Origin of the sequence: uncultured Nostoc sp. (assembly GCF_964245445.1) — a bacterium.
GTDB lineage: Bacteria > Cyanobacteriota > Cyanobacteriia > Cyanobacteriales > Nostocaceae > Nostoc.
Map to the genome: position 1 here is coordinate 1 of NZ_CAXTNE010000072.1, position 16300 is coordinate 16300.

General features: G+C 42.8%; 15 protein-coding genes and 6 pseudogenes. 7 read left to right on the forward strand and 14 right to left on the reverse strand.

What is annotated here, in order from left to right; all coding sequences use genetic code 11:
• Nucleotides 1–53: 53 nt before the first annotated feature.
• From ACFE90_RS14280 to ACFE90_RS14325, 10 genes and pseudogenes are all read right to left on the reverse strand, one after another.
• Nucleotides 54–236: pseudogene (locus ACFE90_RS14280) on the reverse strand (IS701 family transposase); the annotation flags it as partial.
• A 190-nt stretch (nucleotides 237–426) separates the two neighbouring features.
• The gene (locus ACFE90_RS14285) at nucleotides 427–1275 is read right to left on the reverse strand and encodes an FkbM family methyltransferase (protein ID WP_375501526.1); all 849 of its coding nucleotides are present in this window, start codon (nucleotides 1273–1275) and stop codon (nucleotides 427–429) included.
• A gap of 513 nt (nucleotides 1276–1788) precedes the next feature.
• On the reverse strand, nucleotides 1789–3345 hold the full coding sequence (locus ACFE90_RS14290; RefSeq protein WP_375501528.1) for an MFS transporter: 1557 nt from the start codon (nucleotides 3343–3345) through the stop codon (nucleotides 1789–1791).
• Between the two features lie 131 nt (nucleotides 3346–3476).
• Nucleotides 3477–3569 (reverse strand): annotated as a pseudogene (locus ACFE90_RS14295) (helix-turn-helix domain-containing protein); the annotation flags it as partial.
• Between the two features lie 8 nt (nucleotides 3570–3577).
• Complete coding sequence (locus ACFE90_RS14300) at nucleotides 3578–4354, reverse strand: phytanoyl-CoA dioxygenase family protein (RefSeq protein ID WP_375501530.1); 777 nt, start codon at nucleotides 4352–4354, stop codon at nucleotides 3578–3580.
• 123 nt (nucleotides 4355–4477) lie between these two features.
• Nucleotides 4478–5275 (reverse strand): glycosyltransferase, encoded by a 798-nt coding sequence (locus ACFE90_RS14305; protein ID WP_375501579.1) that lies wholly within the window; start codon nucleotides 5273–5275, stop codon nucleotides 4478–4480.
• A 261-nt stretch (nucleotides 5276–5536) separates the two neighbouring features.
• Nucleotides 5537–5752 (reverse strand): annotated as a pseudogene (locus ACFE90_RS14310) (glycosyltransferase); the annotation flags it as partial.
• 12 nt (nucleotides 5753–5764) lie between these two features.
• Nucleotides 5765–6796 carry an SDR family oxidoreductase gene (locus tag ACFE90_RS14315; RefSeq protein ID WP_375501532.1) on the reverse strand — a complete coding sequence of 344 codons (1032 nt, stop codon included), beginning with the start codon at nucleotides 6794–6796 and terminating at the stop codon, nucleotides 5765–5767.
• A 110-nt stretch (nucleotides 6797–6906) separates the two neighbouring features.
• Nucleotides 6907–7032: pseudogene (locus tag ACFE90_RS14320) on the reverse strand (IS630 family transposase); the annotation flags it as partial.
• 596 nt (nucleotides 7033–7628) lie between these two features.
• Nucleotides 7629–7812, reverse strand: a pseudogene (locus tag ACFE90_RS14325) (IS1 family transposase); the annotation flags it as partial.
• A gap of 18 nt (nucleotides 7813–7830) precedes the next feature.
• Here ACFE90_RS14325 and ACFE90_RS14330 point away from each other — a divergent pair.
• Nucleotides 7831–8523 carry a DUF928 domain-containing protein gene (locus tag ACFE90_RS14330; protein WP_375501581.1) on the forward strand — a complete coding sequence of 231 codons (693 nt, stop codon included), beginning with the start codon at nucleotides 7831–7833 and terminating at the stop codon, nucleotides 8521–8523.
• Here the strand turns inward: ACFE90_RS14330 and ACFE90_RS14335 are convergent.
• Nucleotides 8509–9211: pseudogene (locus ACFE90_RS14335) on the reverse strand (IS1 family transposase). The gene ACFE90_RS14330 and the pseudogene ACFE90_RS14335 overlap by 15 nt on opposite strands.
• A 184-nt stretch (nucleotides 9212–9395) precedes the next feature.
• Complete coding sequence (locus ACFE90_RS14340) at nucleotides 9396–9962, reverse strand: hypothetical protein (RefSeq protein ID WP_375501534.1); 567 nt, start codon at nucleotides 9960–9962, stop codon at nucleotides 9396–9398.
• A 645-nt stretch (nucleotides 9963–10607) separates the two neighbouring features.
• Here ACFE90_RS14340 and ACFE90_RS14345 point away from each other — a divergent pair.
• The 5 genes from ACFE90_RS14345 to ACFE90_RS14365 all read left to right on the forward strand — a co-directional run bounded on the left by ACFE90_RS14345 (nucleotide 10608) and on the right by ACFE90_RS14365 (nucleotide 13976).
• Nucleotides 10608–10934: a helix-turn-helix domain-containing protein gene (locus ACFE90_RS14345; protein WP_375501536.1), complete on the forward strand. Its 327-nt coding sequence runs from the start codon at nucleotides 10608–10610 to the stop codon at nucleotides 10932–10934.
• 188 nt (nucleotides 10935–11122) lie between these two features.
• Nucleotides 11123–11674, forward strand: coding sequence for a hypothetical protein (locus ACFE90_RS14350; protein WP_375501538.1), 552 nt, complete (start codon nucleotides 11123–11125; stop codon nucleotides 11672–11674).
• 36 nt (nucleotides 11675–11710) lie between these two features.
• Nucleotides 11711–12577: a hypothetical protein gene (locus tag ACFE90_RS14355; RefSeq protein WP_375501540.1), complete on the forward strand. Its 867-nt coding sequence runs from the start codon at nucleotides 11711–11713 to the stop codon at nucleotides 12575–12577.
• A 225-nt stretch (nucleotides 12578–12802) separates the two neighbouring features.
• Entirely contained in the window at nucleotides 12803–13471 is a 669-nt protein-coding gene (locus ACFE90_RS14360; RefSeq protein WP_375501542.1) for a hypothetical protein, read from the forward strand.
• A gap of 19 nt (nucleotides 13472–13490) precedes the next feature.
• Nucleotides 13491–13976: a hypothetical protein gene (locus ACFE90_RS14365; protein WP_375501544.1), complete on the forward strand. Its 486-nt coding sequence runs from the start codon at nucleotides 13491–13493 to the stop codon at nucleotides 13974–13976.
• Between the two features lie 130 nt (nucleotides 13977–14106).
• Here ACFE90_RS14365 and ACFE90_RS14370 read toward each other — a convergent pair whose 3' ends face one another.
• Together ACFE90_RS14370 and ACFE90_RS14375 are read right to left on the reverse strand one after the other, a co-directional pair.
• On the reverse strand, nucleotides 14107–14790 hold the full coding sequence (locus ACFE90_RS14370) for a hypothetical protein (protein ID WP_375501546.1): 684 nt from the start codon (nucleotides 14788–14790) through the stop codon (nucleotides 14107–14109).
• Nucleotides 14791–14972: 182 nt separating this feature from the next.
• On the reverse strand, nucleotides 14973–15593 hold the full coding sequence (locus ACFE90_RS14375; RefSeq protein WP_375501583.1) for a DUF416 family protein: 621 nt from the start codon (nucleotides 15591–15593) through the stop codon (nucleotides 14973–14975).
• A 638-nt stretch (nucleotides 15594–16231) separates the two neighbouring features.
• On the opposite strand from ACFE90_RS14375, the gene ACFE90_RS14380 reads away from it, so the two are divergent.
• The coding region (locus ACFE90_RS14380) for a hypothetical protein (RefSeq protein WP_375501585.1) at nucleotides 16232–16300 on the forward strand (69 nt) is incomplete at its 3' end.

Genomic DNA, 16300 nt, shown 5'->3' on the forward strand with positions numbered 1-16300 from the left:
GGTAACTTTCATCTTCTTACTTCTCCCGCCTTTTTTCTAATTCACATTAGGCGTATAACTGTATCGTCTACACTTAATATCCCTCCTACCAAGTTAATGATTTTCTCTACTATGTTGAATAAATCTTTCGCTTCGTATCTCTCTCTTAACAAAAACCTATTCACACTATCATGTGAAACGTCTCCCAATATCTCTGCCAACATACTACAACCCCCAAACTTTGGCTCTGACAGCAGAAATAAGGTGTAGAGGTCTAGATTGCATTGTCCTGTAGATGGTTTAGTAATTTCTCTAATTGTCCGATACCTGTAAAGTAGACGATCCTTATTTATGAATTCACTATTTTGTTATTCTGTCAATGCGTAAGTCCTAATCGCTTATGGTTGCAGCAGAATTAAACGCTGCGACCATAATTCCATAAGTTCCTCAATGATTCCTTGCGCTTTTCCTTTTCAAGGCATACAGAGCAAAAATATTGGAGCCTTTAAATATCCCTTCCTGTGTTACTGTAATCTCGCTCAATTCATGTCTTTTAAGTAATTCTATGATTTTTTGGAGTCTACCATCTATATCATGGACTTCAAGAAATACTTGCTTAATTTTTGGCCAATCTGGTTCTTCAATCCCTAAAAGCACTTCTAGCTCATCTTTTTCCACATCCACTTTGAGCAAGTCAATTCGCTGAACATTTTGCTCACGCAAAATATCTGATATTGTTCTCATTTGGCAACTGACCATTTCTGTTGCGAAAAGTTTTTTTAAAGAATAGTTGACAATCAGAGAACGAAGGAACGGTGGAACCCAACGCAGCCGACGAATATGGGGAGGTGCGTCTTTGTAATTGAGTAAGGCTCTTTCCCTCTTCTCCTCCCAGTCTTGCTTCCAATCGTCTGGATATGCATTAGACCATGCCGGAGCATTTGGATGGTAAGCGAAAGTCGTCATCTTTGACTCTCGTGACAGTCCACAAGGAAAGACCTTCAGCTTTTGTGTTTGTGGGTCAAAGCGTTGGGCATTACGCTGTAGCACCTCAAAAATGGCAGGAATTGGCTCGAAGGCGTAGACGTTCACATTTTTATTACACAGTTGGTATACCCACAAGGTAAATAAACCAATATTTGCTCCCACATCAAAGACGGTGTCACCTTCGTGCAACTCTATGCCGTTCCTGAAATACTCCTGCACCTCATCATAAATAACCGATATTTCTCTTGACACGAGATAAAAGACTTTCATCCCATTAGGAAGGAGCGTTTCGCGAATTAAATTTGACATTATATTTTTCACATGAGGGGGCGACAAGCGCCTCAAAATATATACGGGGTCAAGATTTGACCGATTTGTGGTAGAAAAGATAGGCAAGTTTCTACCTCTTCTTGGTTTTCTGAAGGACTTTGGACAAAAGTGTCCGTAGTTCACTTAATTCCAACCTGTAGATCGGATTCTTTTGATATCGTTAAAAATATCTGACTTAAATTCAAATCCGAGTAGTTGTTTGAGCTTAGGGCTGGCGTGATCTAAGACTTCTTGCTGCATATCATGCAACGGGTCTTCCAGAGGACGCACGAACTTAGGAGCATAGTTACCAAGTATGGATACTCTTGGCTTTTCAGCAGAATTAATAGAGGTGTCATGCCAGCTTTAATATCAACAAATATCTAGAACACCTATTTTCTCGTATTGATTAGCTATCTGCAATGTTGAGAAATACAGCTCATAAGCTACTCACAAACCAGCTTTGACTGTTTTCAGAGATGTCTATTGTCTAAAAAACGGTATCGTAAACTACTATTTTTTGGTGATCGCAGAACTTTTCGGTCTACTGACACTACCAAAAGTTGATCGAACAAACGCCAGAATCAATAATGCTCCAGCTAGCAGAATAAAGCTTGCCACGAGTACAACTGCGTGTAGACCTGATACGAACGCATGACTTATCGCCTGCTGCCAAGCAAGCCCAGAAATGCTGGCTGGGAGAGCGCTAGGCACTTTAGCACCAGCGTGTAAAGCATTGGGGAGTAGTTGCTCTTGCATATCTGAGGGTAGACCCCACGCAGAGAGTGATCGCTTCAGGTCTGAGGTTAGCCATTGTCTGAGAATTGTTCCCTGTATGGCAATTCCTAAGACACCACCAAGACGAGTACTGATGTTGAGAACCGCTGAGGCAATTCCCGCTTTGCTTGGGGGTGCAGAATTCATAGCTGCTGCTGATAAGGGCGCGAGTGTTAAGCCAGCACCGAAGCCTGAGAGAATCAGGCTCCACACGATTGCTTCATCCTCAGTATTAGCACTGATGCGGATAAATGAAAACGTAGCTAAACTAGCCAGCGTCAATCCCGTGAGGATAGTAAAGCGCCACCCTAGCCGAGCAGCCAGCCATCCAGAAACGAACGACGCGATGATAAAAGCCCCATTCATTGGCAGGAAGCGAACGCCGGTCGCCGTTGCCGAGTACTGCTGCACTTGCTGCAAGAACAGGCTAAAAATAAAGAGTAAGCTGAAAAGAGTGAAGAATACTAAAATCTGGACGACATTGACGACAGCAAAAGTTGGGTTTTTAAATAAGTGTAGTGGTAGCATCGGGTGGCTGCTGCGAGACTCAACAACCAAAAATGCCAGAAGGCTGAATCCGGCAACCGCCAGCAGCCAGAGAATGAGCGGCGATCGCCACATCCCAGCATTACCCTCTGTCAGCGCGTAGATCAGCGAAGCGAGCAAGACTATACTAAGCATCAAACCTGGTAGATCTATAGTCTGCTTTCTCGGATACTTAACTTCCTTAACAAAACGGGAGGTCACCCTAAAGGTAATTACGCCAAGCGGTAGGTTAAGAAAGAACACGCTCTGCCACCCTAAAGTATCCACAAGCAGCCCACCAAACGCGGGGCCAGCGATGAGAGCGAGTCCTGACACCGCAGACCAGATACCGATGGCTTTCGTTTTCTCCTTGGGATCGGGAAACGAATCGGTGAGGATAGCAAGAGAACCTGGGATTAAAGCAGCAGCACCAATTCCTTGAAGAGTCCGCCCAGCAAGCAACATTCCTAGATTAGAAGCGAAGCCACAACTTACAGAGGCAACCGTGAAAATCGCTAGTCCCGCCAGAAAGATCCGCTTGCGCCCATAAATATCTCCTAACGTCCCACTCGGCAGCACCAGGCTAGCCACAGGTAGGGTGTAGGCGTTGAGAATCCACTGCAATCCTGACACACTAGCAGCCTGGCTGGTCTGAATCTTGGGAAGCGCCACGTTTATAACAGTGTCGTCGAGATTAGCCATGAACAGGGCCAAACACATTGCCCATAACGTGATAACTTTAATACGTTCTTGATTCATCGCTGTCATGAACTCAACTCAAGTGGTTCTGTCACTGCTGTTTTGTAGCTAGTAGCGAGAATTTGCTGAAAACGCTCCAGACGTTTGGCGATTTCCAGCATTACTGGAGAACCATTTTGAAAAAATACTTTTTCCACTTCTTTTTTCCACTTACTGATGAAACTAGAAGACACTCCCAGTATCGGCATTATCGCCTCATGTTTGTATCCACACAGCAACATCTTGACTGCCATCGCTCGAATTACTTCACATTTAGAGCCTGCTCGTAAAGCCTTTGGATATCCTTGAAGAGAGCCGCTTTAAATTCGTACCCTAACAGTTGCCTCAGCTTGGGGGTTGCACGGTCTACAACTTCTTGTTGGAAACCCTGTAACGGATCTTCAAGTGGGCGGACAAACTTAGGAGTATAATTGCCAAGAATTGACACTCTAGCCCTTTGAGTAGAGTTAACAGAAGTATCGTGCCAACAAAGACCGTGAGACAGGACGAGCGAACCAGCTTTACCAGTTATTTTTTTAGCCGTTTTGGAAAAATACGTCAAGTCAGGTAGGTTGCAAAACTTTTGGCTACCTGGGGTAAAAACTGGCGCACCGTTTTCCTCTGTAAAGTCTTCCACCATCCAAATTGCTTGCACTTCCAGCACTGGGTAAACAGGAAAAGGAGGCCTCATTGCCCAATAGGGATAATCTACGTGGGCACCCATATTTATTGCGCCAGGATGGAGGATATGAGCAGAGAAACCGCCGAGTGTCATGTCCGAACCCACAATAGCTTCGATGATTTTTATTACGGTTGGGTGCTGTACCATCAACTCAAAAATTTCACCTTTGTATACCAAACCATACACTCGCTCTCTTTGCCCTTCACTCATTACCTGTCCCTGTTCTCTTTCCTCTTCTGCCAGTTTGAGAACAGTTGAGCGAGCTATTTCTGCTTGGGCTGTACTCAACACTCCAGGAATCACAACATAACCGTTTCCATTGATGATTTCGTCTACTAGACTTGCAACTGCTTCCATAGCAAATTTTCCTCAGTGAAGTGTTAACTGGGAGCGTAACAAAAGAGTATTATGTTTCCCTATTCTATGCTGCTGCTCCTAGGGCAGATAGTACTGTTGCTTGCCATTGCTTTCCAAGGCACATTATTCCAAGCCTGGAGCCTCGCTGAGTTGTTTTTCGATCGCATCACACGCCACACGCACTCCATCGTCTTCAGCCTGCACAATGTGCTGAATTGCCGCTGCTTTTTCTGCATAGCCAGGATAATCGAGCAACTGACGCAACGCTCTCACCACTCGACTCGCCGTGTAATGCTTGCGCGAAATCGTCAGCGAGGTTCCCAGTCGCTCTAAACGATCTGCATTGTCCAGTTGGTCGTGGCTGAAGGGCATCACTAAGGTGGGACGACCCGACCGTAACGCTTGAGCCGTAGTTCCAATTCCGCCTTGATGGACGATCGCACAGGCATGAGGAAAGATGGCAGAGTAAGGGGCATAGTCAATAGCAACGATATCCGCTGATGAGTTTTCTAGAAGCAGATTCTTGCCAATTAGCAGAACCGCACGACGGTTTAACTGCTTCGCAGCTTGGACGCTTTCTTGATAAAAATTACCAGGGGCCATCACGGCAGCAGAACCGAGCGTAAAGACGAGCGGCAGTTCCCCTGCTTCCAAAAACCGCTTCAGTTCTAGTGTTGATTGCAGGTTTTCTGGACTGCCATCATAAAACGTAAATCCGGTTTGAACCGTATTGGCAGGCCAATCCATCTGTGGTGCGCCGATCACTGATGAGAACATCGCCAGCACTAGGTATGGGGAAAACTTGCCTGCGATAATCGGATTGGCGATCACAGGCAGTCCCAGTTCCTGCCGCAGTTGATGTAATGGTTTCCCCCAATCACGGCTGACAAAATTGGCAAAATCCACAACTCGACGCGTCACGAGCGGACCGAACGAGCGCAACTTCGATAGCCCTGAAAAGATGGGAAAGACGGGAAGATCGTAAGCCGAGACAAAGGAAGCTGGAGCCAGTACTGCGAATGCCCAGCGAATGCCCAACATTTCCGCCACGGCTCGTGCAGGGTAAACCACTTCGGTTGCAACCATGAACTCTGCGTTTTGGGCGATATTGAGCAAGTCGGTGTAAGTCTCGCGGATGCTGCCAAACAGCCAATTATAAAAATACTCGGTTCCGGTTTTTGCGTCCATGATGCGTGCCATCAATTTAGGCTCATGGAGTGCTCGATGTTCAGGACGCATAGCGTGAAACTCAAATCCCAAGGATTCAATCGTCGTGCGGTATTCGTTGTGAGTGGCAAACACGACCGCATGACCGCGAGCGCGCAAACCCAGCCCTAGGGCAATCATCGGATGCAAATCGCCCCGTGAACCCATCGTAGTTAAAACAATTCGACTCATGACTCTTCCGCCTCAGCAACCGTTTCTAAGTCTAGTTTTATTACCCCAATATTCCAGACTGCGATTGATAGCCGTTTTAATATTGGCACTTGGTGAAAGACCAAACCTCTTTTCAATCTCTGGTAATGATGTGGAAAATGGTTCCTCAATACTCATATATGGAGACACTTGAGCGATTAGTTTAAATCCTTTTTGTACAGTTGTTGGTAGCGCTGACATAAATGTAGGCTGCAATAGCCTTTCAAAACTGTCGAAACTAACTAATTTAGGTGGTTTAATCGGATAGCCAAGTTTAATAGCAAATTCCATCACTAATTCAATTACCTCACTAATACTCGGAGCCTTTTCTCCAGAACATATCCAATACTCTCTTGAGGTACATCTTGCATTAATCAAAGAAAATACTGCGTTTGCGACAACATCTTGAGGAATCAAATCGGTATAGGCTTCTGATGACAATGCTGGCAAGATAGGTAAAAAATTTTTGATTACAGTACCCGCAACATTGTAAAAACCTTGAAAACGTGAAATACAACCGGACATTGAATCGCCAATGATAATTGAAGGGCGAATGATTATATGAGGTACTTCACTCTCTCTGAGAAGTTTTTCAGCTTCTCTTTTAGAGAAAATATAAGCGTGTTCTGTGTTACCTCTTTTTTGAGAATTAGGACGAACAAAGGCAGTACTGATATAGTAAAGAGGTACTTGAGCTAGTTTTGCAAATTCAATTATATTTTCTAAACCACGCACATTGGTGTTGTGAATTAATTCATCTGGTTTGCCAAAATCAGTAATCGCGGCTGCATGCACGATACCATCAATTTTTTGTGCAAGTTCCTCTAACTGGACATTACTTAAACCAAGTTGAGGTAATAAAAGGTCACCCTGAATAACATTAACACCAGGGTAAGGAATAGATTTCCTATGGCTCAAACAAATAAACGAATCAGGATTCAAGTTTGTTAACAAAGCTTGACCAAAAACTCCTGAACCACCTGTTAAAAAAATCGTTTTTTGCTGAGAATTCAGTGTATTATTCATTGTTCCGCTCCTGAGGGGGTGACCAAGGTCACAACTGAAAACCAACACATCAGAATAAAAAATGCTGTGAAACAACTACCTCCGAATAGAAATATTGATAATTTAGTCTGTCAATTTTGAATTGAGGGATAGAGGCGCTTTAGTTTTATCCGAGCATCTGCGGTAGTAAACCGCCAATCAACACTGTTTCCCAAAAGATTTCTCTGTTGTTCCCAAGCAGCTATCTCTTGTTTCAAAATTTGGGGTATGAGTAGCATTCGCGCAGAAAACGGGGTTAAGAGATATTACATGAGTAAGACAAGCATTTTTAGAAGCGGAAACCCTTATTTTCTCGTTAAGTAGTGACTCGATGATCGTTAAAAGTCAATAGTCAATGACCTTCGTTGTCGGGAGAATCCTTACCTAATAAGGGTTTTAAGCTTAACCCGGTTTTCTGTTCTGATGATACTCATACCCCTCCTTAAAAGATTGAGATTTACATCAAATTGCGGTTCTAAAGCTTTTATTCTTTCCTTCAGGTTGTGACACTTGAGGGTGCAGAATACGAGCTTCAATCGCAGTGAATTAGATGCTGAAAGCTTGGTAAAAAATAGAGTATAGTCTGCACTTGATACAGGTACCCTCTCCTCTAATTTTTAATTGATAGCAGTGGAATGAGTTTATTCACTGTGGAAAATCAGAGGTTTTTAGCTAAACGATCTGTTCAATCTGCTGATTTATACAGTAGAACGTTGAACACAAACAATACACTAACCTTGTCTGACAAGTTAATGGAATAACTCAGCTAACCTAATTGCAGACTTGTGCAATCAAGTTTGGACAAGTGCAATTGAATGATGCTATGAACACCCAAGACCCACGCTAAAATACCTTGTGTGAAGTAGTTCACTGCTGTCCAAAGCCACCCAACAGTTTTTTTGAGCCGACGAAGGTTTCTGATTCATTGAGTTCACTAACTTATGGAATTGGCTGTAGGCATGAGGCAGCAGTTCTCCTATAAGTTTTACCCAAGTAATCGCTCAACCAAGATTATGATGATTCCAATCCCGTGGTTCCTCAACAAACGCATCAACATCAAACTATTTATAAGTTGTACCCTAAGTTTAGGGCTGATTGTAACTTCGACAGCTGTTGCGAGTTATACACCCACCGATCAGAAACCTGTCCCGAAAGACCGCAAATCGGATGCAGGAACGACTAGAGGATGTTCTGGAGGAGATATACCGTTAACCGTTCTTGCCTCTGGCAATTATTTTGGACGAACGATATCTCCACATCCTACGTTCGCTTGGTTTGTCCCTGGTGACTCTGCTTCCAAGGCAATGAAATTTATGATTTACGAGTGGGTTCCAAGCGGTAAACCTAAAGAAGTTCGCAAGATATCATTGCAGAGTTCACCGGGGATTATGAAGTTATCCCCGTTTTCGGAGAATGAACTAGGGCTGCAACCGGGAAAAGAATATTCCTTGCAGGTTGTGATTCATTGTGACCCAGATAATCCATCAGGTGATTTAGTAGACGAAGCAAGTATTGAGGTTGTAAAAATGCCAACAGCTGTGCAAAGTAAATTGAACAGAGCAGTAAATAGTGTTGAGAAAGCTAATATCTATGCTGAGGCTGGTTTATGGTACAACGCGCTAGATGAAGCACTCAAACTGGCTAAAGCATCGGGCGTTGCTGAATCAAAATATGAATCACGCGATCGCTTCAAGCTAGCGGGCGCGTAGCGCCCGCAGTGCCACAGAACCATACTTAAGATAATGTATTACTAACCGAATTGAGTATTTCAGCATTTCTTCGGTTTTAGAGTAACAAAAAGTTTTCCGATGTAATCGAGCAAGATAATGTCAAAAAAGGGCTATTTTCACCTTCTACTCTTGTCATATATGTCTTCCTAACGATATGGTCTTCATTGCTAATAAAGCAAGGATACACAGGATAACCATCTGTGACATAGAAGTAAGATTGCCAACACTTGATTACTATCCACAAATGTTTAAAAGTTTCTGAACTTCTATCTCCCAAAACCCAACCTATAATCCCCGCAACGCTATGATTTACCTCTGTCCACAACCAAATTTTGTTTTTTTTGAGCCAAGAAAGGTTTCAAGTTCATCAACTTCGGTAACTTCTGGTATTTCACTTCTATAAGGCGTATCTGGTAGAGTACTACCCACAAGTTTTAACCCAATTTATAACAGTAGTATGATGTACTTTTTTAACTCTTTCTATGACGCAAAAACCAGATCCATTAACGTACATTTCTAAGCACTCACTTTTAATATTCTCCCTGTACCCTTTCTGATCATAAGATTCGATGAACTGACGTTTACAGTCTACACACATGTAGTTTTGTTTACCACGCTGCCGCCCATTCTTGCGAATATGATCTGATGAACATCTTGGACATTTCATAGCGATCGCTCTCATTCATATTTCTATTCTGCAACGCCGAATTTTCTCTAGGCAGCCACCTAAACCCAGATCAAGAAGTGCAGGGTTACTTGCTGTACTTTGTGTCATGATTATGTTTACTCGAAATTCAACTGTTGGCGATTGCAATTCTTTTGGTGTGCAATCGCCTTTCTCACTTCCAGGACTAAACCGCTACTGCTGCTCGGACTCCCAACGACGCAATCACATCTTTTGCACTGCCAGCAACCCGATTTACCCCGTACTGTCTTGGTCTTGCGTACCACCCTTCTTGATTGCACCCGACGAAGCAGACATTATGCCCGTCTTGGTAGAGTTTGGTGCTGAAAGATAACCAATCAATTTCCCCGTGGTATAGACCAAAAACAGTGCAGGCTTCCTCTAATTCATCGCTCAATCGCTCGTTCCGCTCCCGTGGGGTTTCTGGTAGAGTCGCTTTGACTTCTGCAACTCTTGTAGCGAACCAGTTTCGGTCAAAGGGTAGTCGTCCGCCACTGACTAATTGCACCCATACTGTGATTCCACTTTCTATCCAGATAGTGCGAACTGATTCGGGTTGGACTTCGATAATCTCGCCAATGATGCGGCGATCTCTGCTGGTGAGAGGATCTTGGGTTGGGGCTACAGCTTCGGCTTGAGTTTCGATGTAGTTGTTCAGTTCTGCTTGGGCCAGCGCTTGTTCATCACGACAAGAACTAGGAATTGCTTGCTGTGTACGTGTTGTATACGTCATAATGGAAATCTCCGTAATAGGGGAAAAGGCGATCGCTGAGTTTTCCAGACAGTAGCGGTCGCTTTTGTTATGTGTGCAAACAACGTTGTGGTTTAGCACAACGCTCTCAAACTTGATTTGGCGTAGCCATCAAAGCTAGTTTGCTAAGAGTATTATCAAGACAGTAGACAGCAGCATCAGGGGATGTCTAAGGAAGTGCTGTGTTCGGAAGAGGACACTCTACTAAATTCAGCTTTGCTGTAAAATCTTTGATTTCTAGACGAATGGCACTAAATAACCAGTTTTTTAAGACTTGGTAGGTCATCAAGATCATCTTCGTTGGCTTGAGCATTACAAGTTTGGCTTCCGGCTGCTAGTCCCGGTGGCACTTGGTTTTGTAGCTAGTTGAATGAGTGAATGTTTGGTAATTTGGGTTGCGAACCCTTGATTGCGTTCGGGTGCAGACGGTTCGCTTTTTCTTACCCTCATATGCATAATATGAGTACATCCATTGGTAGTAGTCAATAGAGTAGTAGTTACTTTTAGATAGAGATTTGTAATACTACTATTGGTTGCATATAAGCAACTCTAATACCAATAGATGTAAGTCCTATATGTTTACATCCAATAGTAGTACCACTATAATAGGAGTATTATTTGGAGAGGATGATTGTGTTTATCGCATTAAAAAAATTGAGAGAGGCTGCGGGTCTTTCTCAGAATGACCTAGCTAGAAAGACTGGTTATAGTCCTCAGTTCATCCAAAAAATTGAACAAAATAAGGTTAAATCACTCACATTAGATGCAGCAGCAAGATTCTGTGAAGCCCTTAATTGTAAGCCTGGAGACTTGCTTGAGGAAGGTGAGCCACCCAAAAGATTAACGATAGAAAAAGGTGTCACTCGCAATTCTCAAGCAGAAACAGAGACTTTAGCGAATAAAAGGAAAATTCTGGGCGAAAGTGCAGAAGTTGATCTACTAAAAGCGGCGTAAAAGCTAAAAGCGACCGCCCGCCGACCAAAGCAATGCGATCGCCTGCTCAATCCGTTGATCACAAAGTGAGCTTATTACAATGCTGACATATTTTTGGGCAAACACCCTTCAGTATCTCCTCGGTTCACTTTGGTAAAACTGCAACACCTCAACTTTCAAGTATTTACCACACATAGTGGGCAAGAGATATGCTGACACTAGACAAAGAACATACAACAGCACTCGATTATAGTGTTGTTAATACCAGCATTCAAGAAACTCTCACCGCCATCGACCGATTCGAGTGGCAAGCAATAGATGAACTGCGTCTGATGCGCGATAACGGCTATTACTCTGATGCTGGTTATGTCAGTTTTGAAGATTACTGTGAAAAAGAGTTAACCAAGCATGGGGGATATCGCAGGGTCAGAGATTTGCTGTCTGCGAAAAAGGTAGTTGATACTCTACCAGAGGAACTTCAGGAAAAAATTACTAAACCTTCTCAAACCCGTTCCTTACTCCGACTGGTCAAAACTCCCGACAAGTTAGAACAAGCTGTTGCGATCGCAGCCAAAGAAAAACCCTTCCCCACTGCCGCAGACTTCGCCAAAGCGGTGCAAGAGGTTGCACCAACAGTTAAACGCTCCACAAAAAGCGAACAAAGCCAAACGCAATTGTGTAATTCTGCTACTGTTTCATCACAATTGCATCCTCGTTATGGAGAGTCGGGAGTGATTGAGGCAGACCCGCCAAATCGTTGACAGCAAATTGTCACTTTTCCTGATGGTGAGAGGCTGTTGGTCAACAATGCTGATTTAGATGCCGCCAGCGTTCCATTCCCCAGAGAGCGCACTTACCCCGCAGAATACACCGAAGCGATCGCAGCACTTGAAGAACAGCATAAACAGGAGTTAGAGCGACTTTCCCAAGAATTGAGAATTGGGCTACAGTCAGAAGCCACAGCCAGAGCCGAAGAACAAATGCAAGAGCAAATCTCATCCTTGCAAAACCTTTACAAGCAACAAAGGGAGCAAAACCTTCAATTGCAGCAACGGCTCTCTGAGATGGAGGGGTTAAGAAAACTGGAGATTGAAAACCAACAACTCCAACAACGTATTCAGGAACTAGAACGTGCCGTACAACAGCATCAGGTTCAACAGTGGGGGAATACCATGACCCAGCAAGCGACTAAAGCGTTGAACAAGCAGGTCAAACTTGCCTTGGGAAAAACTATTGATTTGCGATCGCTAGCCCAGGAACCCCCAAAAGAGAATGCACAAGAATGCTTACGGCTGATGGGTATGGCATTGAAGAACTTAGCCAGCGCTATGAACAATACCCAAGCGCTTGAAGCTGCGGCGATAATTCTAGGGAGTGAACCGACACCAACTGCGATCGCTTACCGTGCCGAACAACTGGAAATGTTGCCCCAGGCGGTGAGTGACATTAGGGCAGTGCTGGCTAAACCTGGGTGTACTTGGCATGAGTTTTTGAATGTTGCCCAAGAGTATGAGGTGATTAAATCAGATTATTTGGCGGAACTTACCACCCAGGAAACAGAATTAATTACCGCACTTCAAACGGCTTCTACTGAACCTCCCATAATCGGGCTTGGTTCTATCGTTGCCCACGCTGACCCTTACCGCACTTTGTATGTCGCCTGAGGAGAAGTGATTCAGGATTTGGGAGATGAGGTAATCGTTGCCTGGGATTGTTGGAAGGAGCAATCAAAAAAGGCTGACAGGTATTTCCGAGACGAGTTGCGCTTTTGGAAACCTCAATAGGCTTTCAGTGTATAGGCGACTTTTTAGACAAGCAAATACAAGTACCAAGCCCCGCAATCACAGTGGGGGAAATTTCCGTGCGTCAACATAACAGGAGATTGTAGAATGACTGCAACTATTACAAGACCCAAGCCCAAAAAGTCTGCTGCTACTAAAGCACAGTCACCATATAAAAGGCTTCATGTAATTATTCCCATTGAAGATATGCTGTGGGCTTCCCAGCAAAAACCCTCCGTTACGCAATTGTGGCAAGAATGCTGGACGGCTGACCCCTACGGTTCTCGGTGGATGCCTCTAACTTCTGCTTTGGGTTACAGTACTTTTATCTCTGCAAAGAAAATTCTATCTGACAGTGGTCTGTTCATTTTTAAGCCGGACAAGTCGATACAGGACGGACGGGAGACTGTTGCTTGGCTGATCAAGAATTTGCATGGTAGCAGAATCAAAGAATTTTGGGAGAAAGCCAATTCTGAAAAACGAGAACCAAATGCTGAGATTTCAGAGAAAGATGCTGGCTGTGAAGAAATACGTGCTTTAAATCAAGCATTTATTTTAGTTAAAAGTCAGTCAGAGCAAGGGTTACAGGAAACCTCACGAACTGCTCAAGAACAGCTCACGAACTCTTTTGAAGAGTTCGTGAGCTGTGTCTCTGACACGCTTACAGGAAATTCGCAAGTGGAGGAGACGGCGATCGCTCCCTTGGGGGTCGCGTCGCCTCAGTTTATTCAAAGCGTGTCAGAGAGAGAAAGAGAAAGACTCACCTACGGCGAATGACTGTACATCGCTGGCGCTTGTGGATGCTGTACCGAGTCAATCTGCTTCGTTGTTGGCTGAAAACCAGGGCTATGGTGTTGAGTCCAGGGACTGTCATGAAGGTACTTGTTCCGCTGCGTCCGTCGCCCAAAATGAAAAATCTTTAAATTCTGCGATCACTAATCAAACACAGGGGCAAGTAGAACAGGTTTATTCTGCTACCTTTTTGGTTGAAAACTCGGTTTCGGGTGTAGAAACCAAAGCAGTTGATGAAGGCGAAGGTTCCGCCGCGTCCGTCACTGAAAAGTGGTCGCATGAGGCGATTGTTGCGCGGTCAAATATGCGACCTGTAAGAAGGGAGAAACTGAATCGAGCGGCGAATTCGGGCGAGAATCCGGGGTTTGAGTTCTTGCAGGAGTGCTGGAATGATGATCCGGCTTTGCAAATTGTGATCAAAAAACTATTGGGGAAGTTTCCACAATGGGGGATTGCGATTGTTGATGGGGTGCTGTTGAAGTGGAATTAGTAGCAATCGTTAACTCTGTTTGTCAATGAAAAATGAAGCGTTAATGAACAATCAAGATTTTCTTTCTAACTCGCAGATTATACATCTATCTCGCTGCAATATCAATTAAGATATGTAATACAATCACTATTCACTTATTTCCTAAAAACTCTTGGTTAACAAGTTCTCTAAAAGTTTTGAGATCGGTTTGGCAATTATCTAATACCTGATATAAATATTGCTGTTCTTCTAAAGAAGTTTTACCAACAATTTCATAAGGAAAATTACCATAAAATAAAGCACCACACTTAGGTTTATTATCAGTTTGCCGTAATCGAACATCTTCTATTTTTAAGTTAAATTTTCCTTGTTCCAAGGTATATCCTAATTCAAGAGTGGCTATAACAGCTTCTTTACCAAAAAATCGCCAATTTCCAGAAGATAAAAGATTGGTAGTAATGTAATAACGAAACAATTCCTCAGTTTCATCTTGAAAGGTTATAAAACAATTAGGGTTAATTCCTACTCCCTGATAGTCAGCATTGGGTAGGGTTTCAATATATTTGTTGACAATTTTTGGTATTTGCACATCTTCAAAAATTTTATCTTCTATAGTTTGCGAAAAAACAATTCTATCATATTGAGTAGAAATTATAGTATCGTTTGTAAATCTAATTCTAGCCATTTCAGAATTAAGTATTGGGGATTCTGCTAATTCCCAATTTGATGGAACGATCCCACTATACTGGAGAAAATCCAGCGTAAGAATAGAGGGATTATGATTGTTGATAAGAATAGCTATAGCAAGCTCTTCAAAGACTAAAGTTGAAATCATACGAATCCTCGTTTATTTTTATCAACGCTCAACTTACATAATGACATTGCTCTTGCAAAAGACAATTCGCACCACTGAGTCGCACTTGAGGCTCAAGCCAAGCCTTTTCAAACAACCTCTAAGGGAAATCTCAGAAGTGCTGTCCTGTACAAGGAGCAAGTTGGTAGCGGAACTACTAAAACTCAAGGTAAATCAATCAGACTCTTTCCTTGATTATTAAATGAAGTACGAAGCCATTGTATAAAATTATGATCTAATTTTTCAACATTTTTTAATCTTTGTAAATCTTCGCTTTGTTTTGCGATTTCTCGGATTGCAAACAGGTGCTTAGTAAATTCTTCTTTTTGCTCTTCAAGTGATTTTTCATCCCACCAATTAGGATCTTCGATATCTTTCATGGCAGAGAGATATCTATCAATTGTATTCATTACACACTTTGGCACTTTAATAATATTTTTTGGTTTTGGGTCGAGACAGCCTTTCAAAGTGAAGCAAATTGCAGAAGCCGCTTCCTGTGCTTCAACATCATACTGCGATCCTGAAACGTCATCGGCATTGGGAACTGCTTCTTCACATACTTTCAATAGTTGACGAATTTGTTCGGCATTTACTGGTTGTCCTTCAAGAAATAACCATACTTCATTCAGTGCATTTCTAAGGATAGAAGGATCGCCCCAACCATCTTCTTGCTTCACAAGACCATAGTTAGGGAAAAGCCTTTCACAACAGCTAGCAGCAAATGCAAGTCTGTGAACAGGTGATAATTTTGTTAATTCTGCTTCTAAAACAACAACAAGCCAAATCTACTGTAACTGCTCCTTTCGAGTGGGCAAGCAAGAAGTGATAGAGATTACTATTAAAATGCACGAAATGTAATTTCATTCAGACAAAAGTAAAAAACTCGCTGGACTAAAATCACCACGCGACTTCCAAGAACTGCCTTCGTTAACCTACTTGATACACAGATATAGGGCATTACTTGTGTGGATAGGGAGTTACTTGAGTTGGAGGGGTAGCAATTACAGTGGCTTAAAAAAATATATGTAAACTTTTGTAATAAATTTGAAACTTCTGTGAAAAATTTGAGTTTTGGGCTGATATCAAAATGTAAGCAGTTCAAGAGGTAAATATAGCAAGCTTATCTAATCCTACACTGCAAATATATCATTCTTACAGGTTCAGATCCTAATGTTACTGAAACGGTCAATGTTACACTCACTCCGTTTGAAAACTCCTTTTCTGATTACGGGTGAATTCTCACAAAATAGTTATTTTTTAAGGTTAGGTTTGTTGCTAAATTATTGCTTCTCTCAAAAAGATTCGTAAATAAAGCGAAGGTACTGTGTTTGATATTGTTTTTTCTCACAAATGATTAAACAGTTCTGTCAATTTGTAGTTGGTTGATATCCTCTAAACTTCAAAAAGCTAAAGGAAGAAAAAAATGGTTATTTCTGGTGAATTTGGTAATGATACTCTCTTTGGTGGGGAAGACAATGACATCCTCTCTGGT

What these genes read in the sequence shown, in the direction of transcription:
- ACFE90_RS14285 (WP_375501526.1), bottom strand. Translation starts at nt 1,275, where the DNA reads ATGTCAAATTTAATTCGCGAAACGCTCCTTCCTAATGGGATGAAAGTC.
- ACFE90_RS14290 (WP_375501528.1), bottom strand. Translation starts at nt 3,345, where the DNA reads ATGACAGCGATGAATCAAGAACGTATTAAAGTTATCACGTTATGGGCA.
- ACFE90_RS14300 (WP_375501530.1), bottom strand. Translation starts at nt 4,354, where the DNA reads ATGGAAGCAGTTGCAAGTCTAGTAGACGAAATCATCAATGGAAACGGT.
- ACFE90_RS14315 (WP_375501532.1), bottom strand. Translation starts at nt 6,796, where the DNA reads ATGAATAATACACTGAATTCTCAGCAAAAAACGATTTTTTTAACAGGT.
- ACFE90_RS14330 (WP_375501581.1), top strand. Translation starts at nt 7,831, where the DNA reads ATGATTCCAATCCCGTGGTTCCTCAACAAACGCATCAACATCAAACTA.
- ACFE90_RS14340 (WP_375501534.1), bottom strand. Translation starts at nt 9,962, where the DNA reads ATGACGTATACAACACGTACACAGCAAGCAATTCCTAGTTCTTGTCGT.
- ACFE90_RS14345 (WP_375501536.1), top strand. Translation starts at nt 10,608, where the DNA reads ATGATTGTGTTTATCGCATTAAAAAAATTGAGAGAGGCTGCGGGTCTT.
- ACFE90_RS14350 (WP_375501538.1), top strand. Translation starts at nt 11,123, where the DNA reads ATGCTGACACTAGACAAAGAACATACAACAGCACTCGATTATAGTGTT.
- ACFE90_RS14360 (WP_375501542.1), top strand. Translation starts at nt 12,803, where the DNA reads ATGACTGCAACTATTACAAGACCCAAGCCCAAAAAGTCTGCTGCTACT.
- ACFE90_RS14370 (WP_375501546.1), bottom strand. Translation starts at nt 14,790, where the DNA reads ATGATTTCAACTTTAGTCTTTGAAGAGCTTGCTATAGCTATTCTTATC.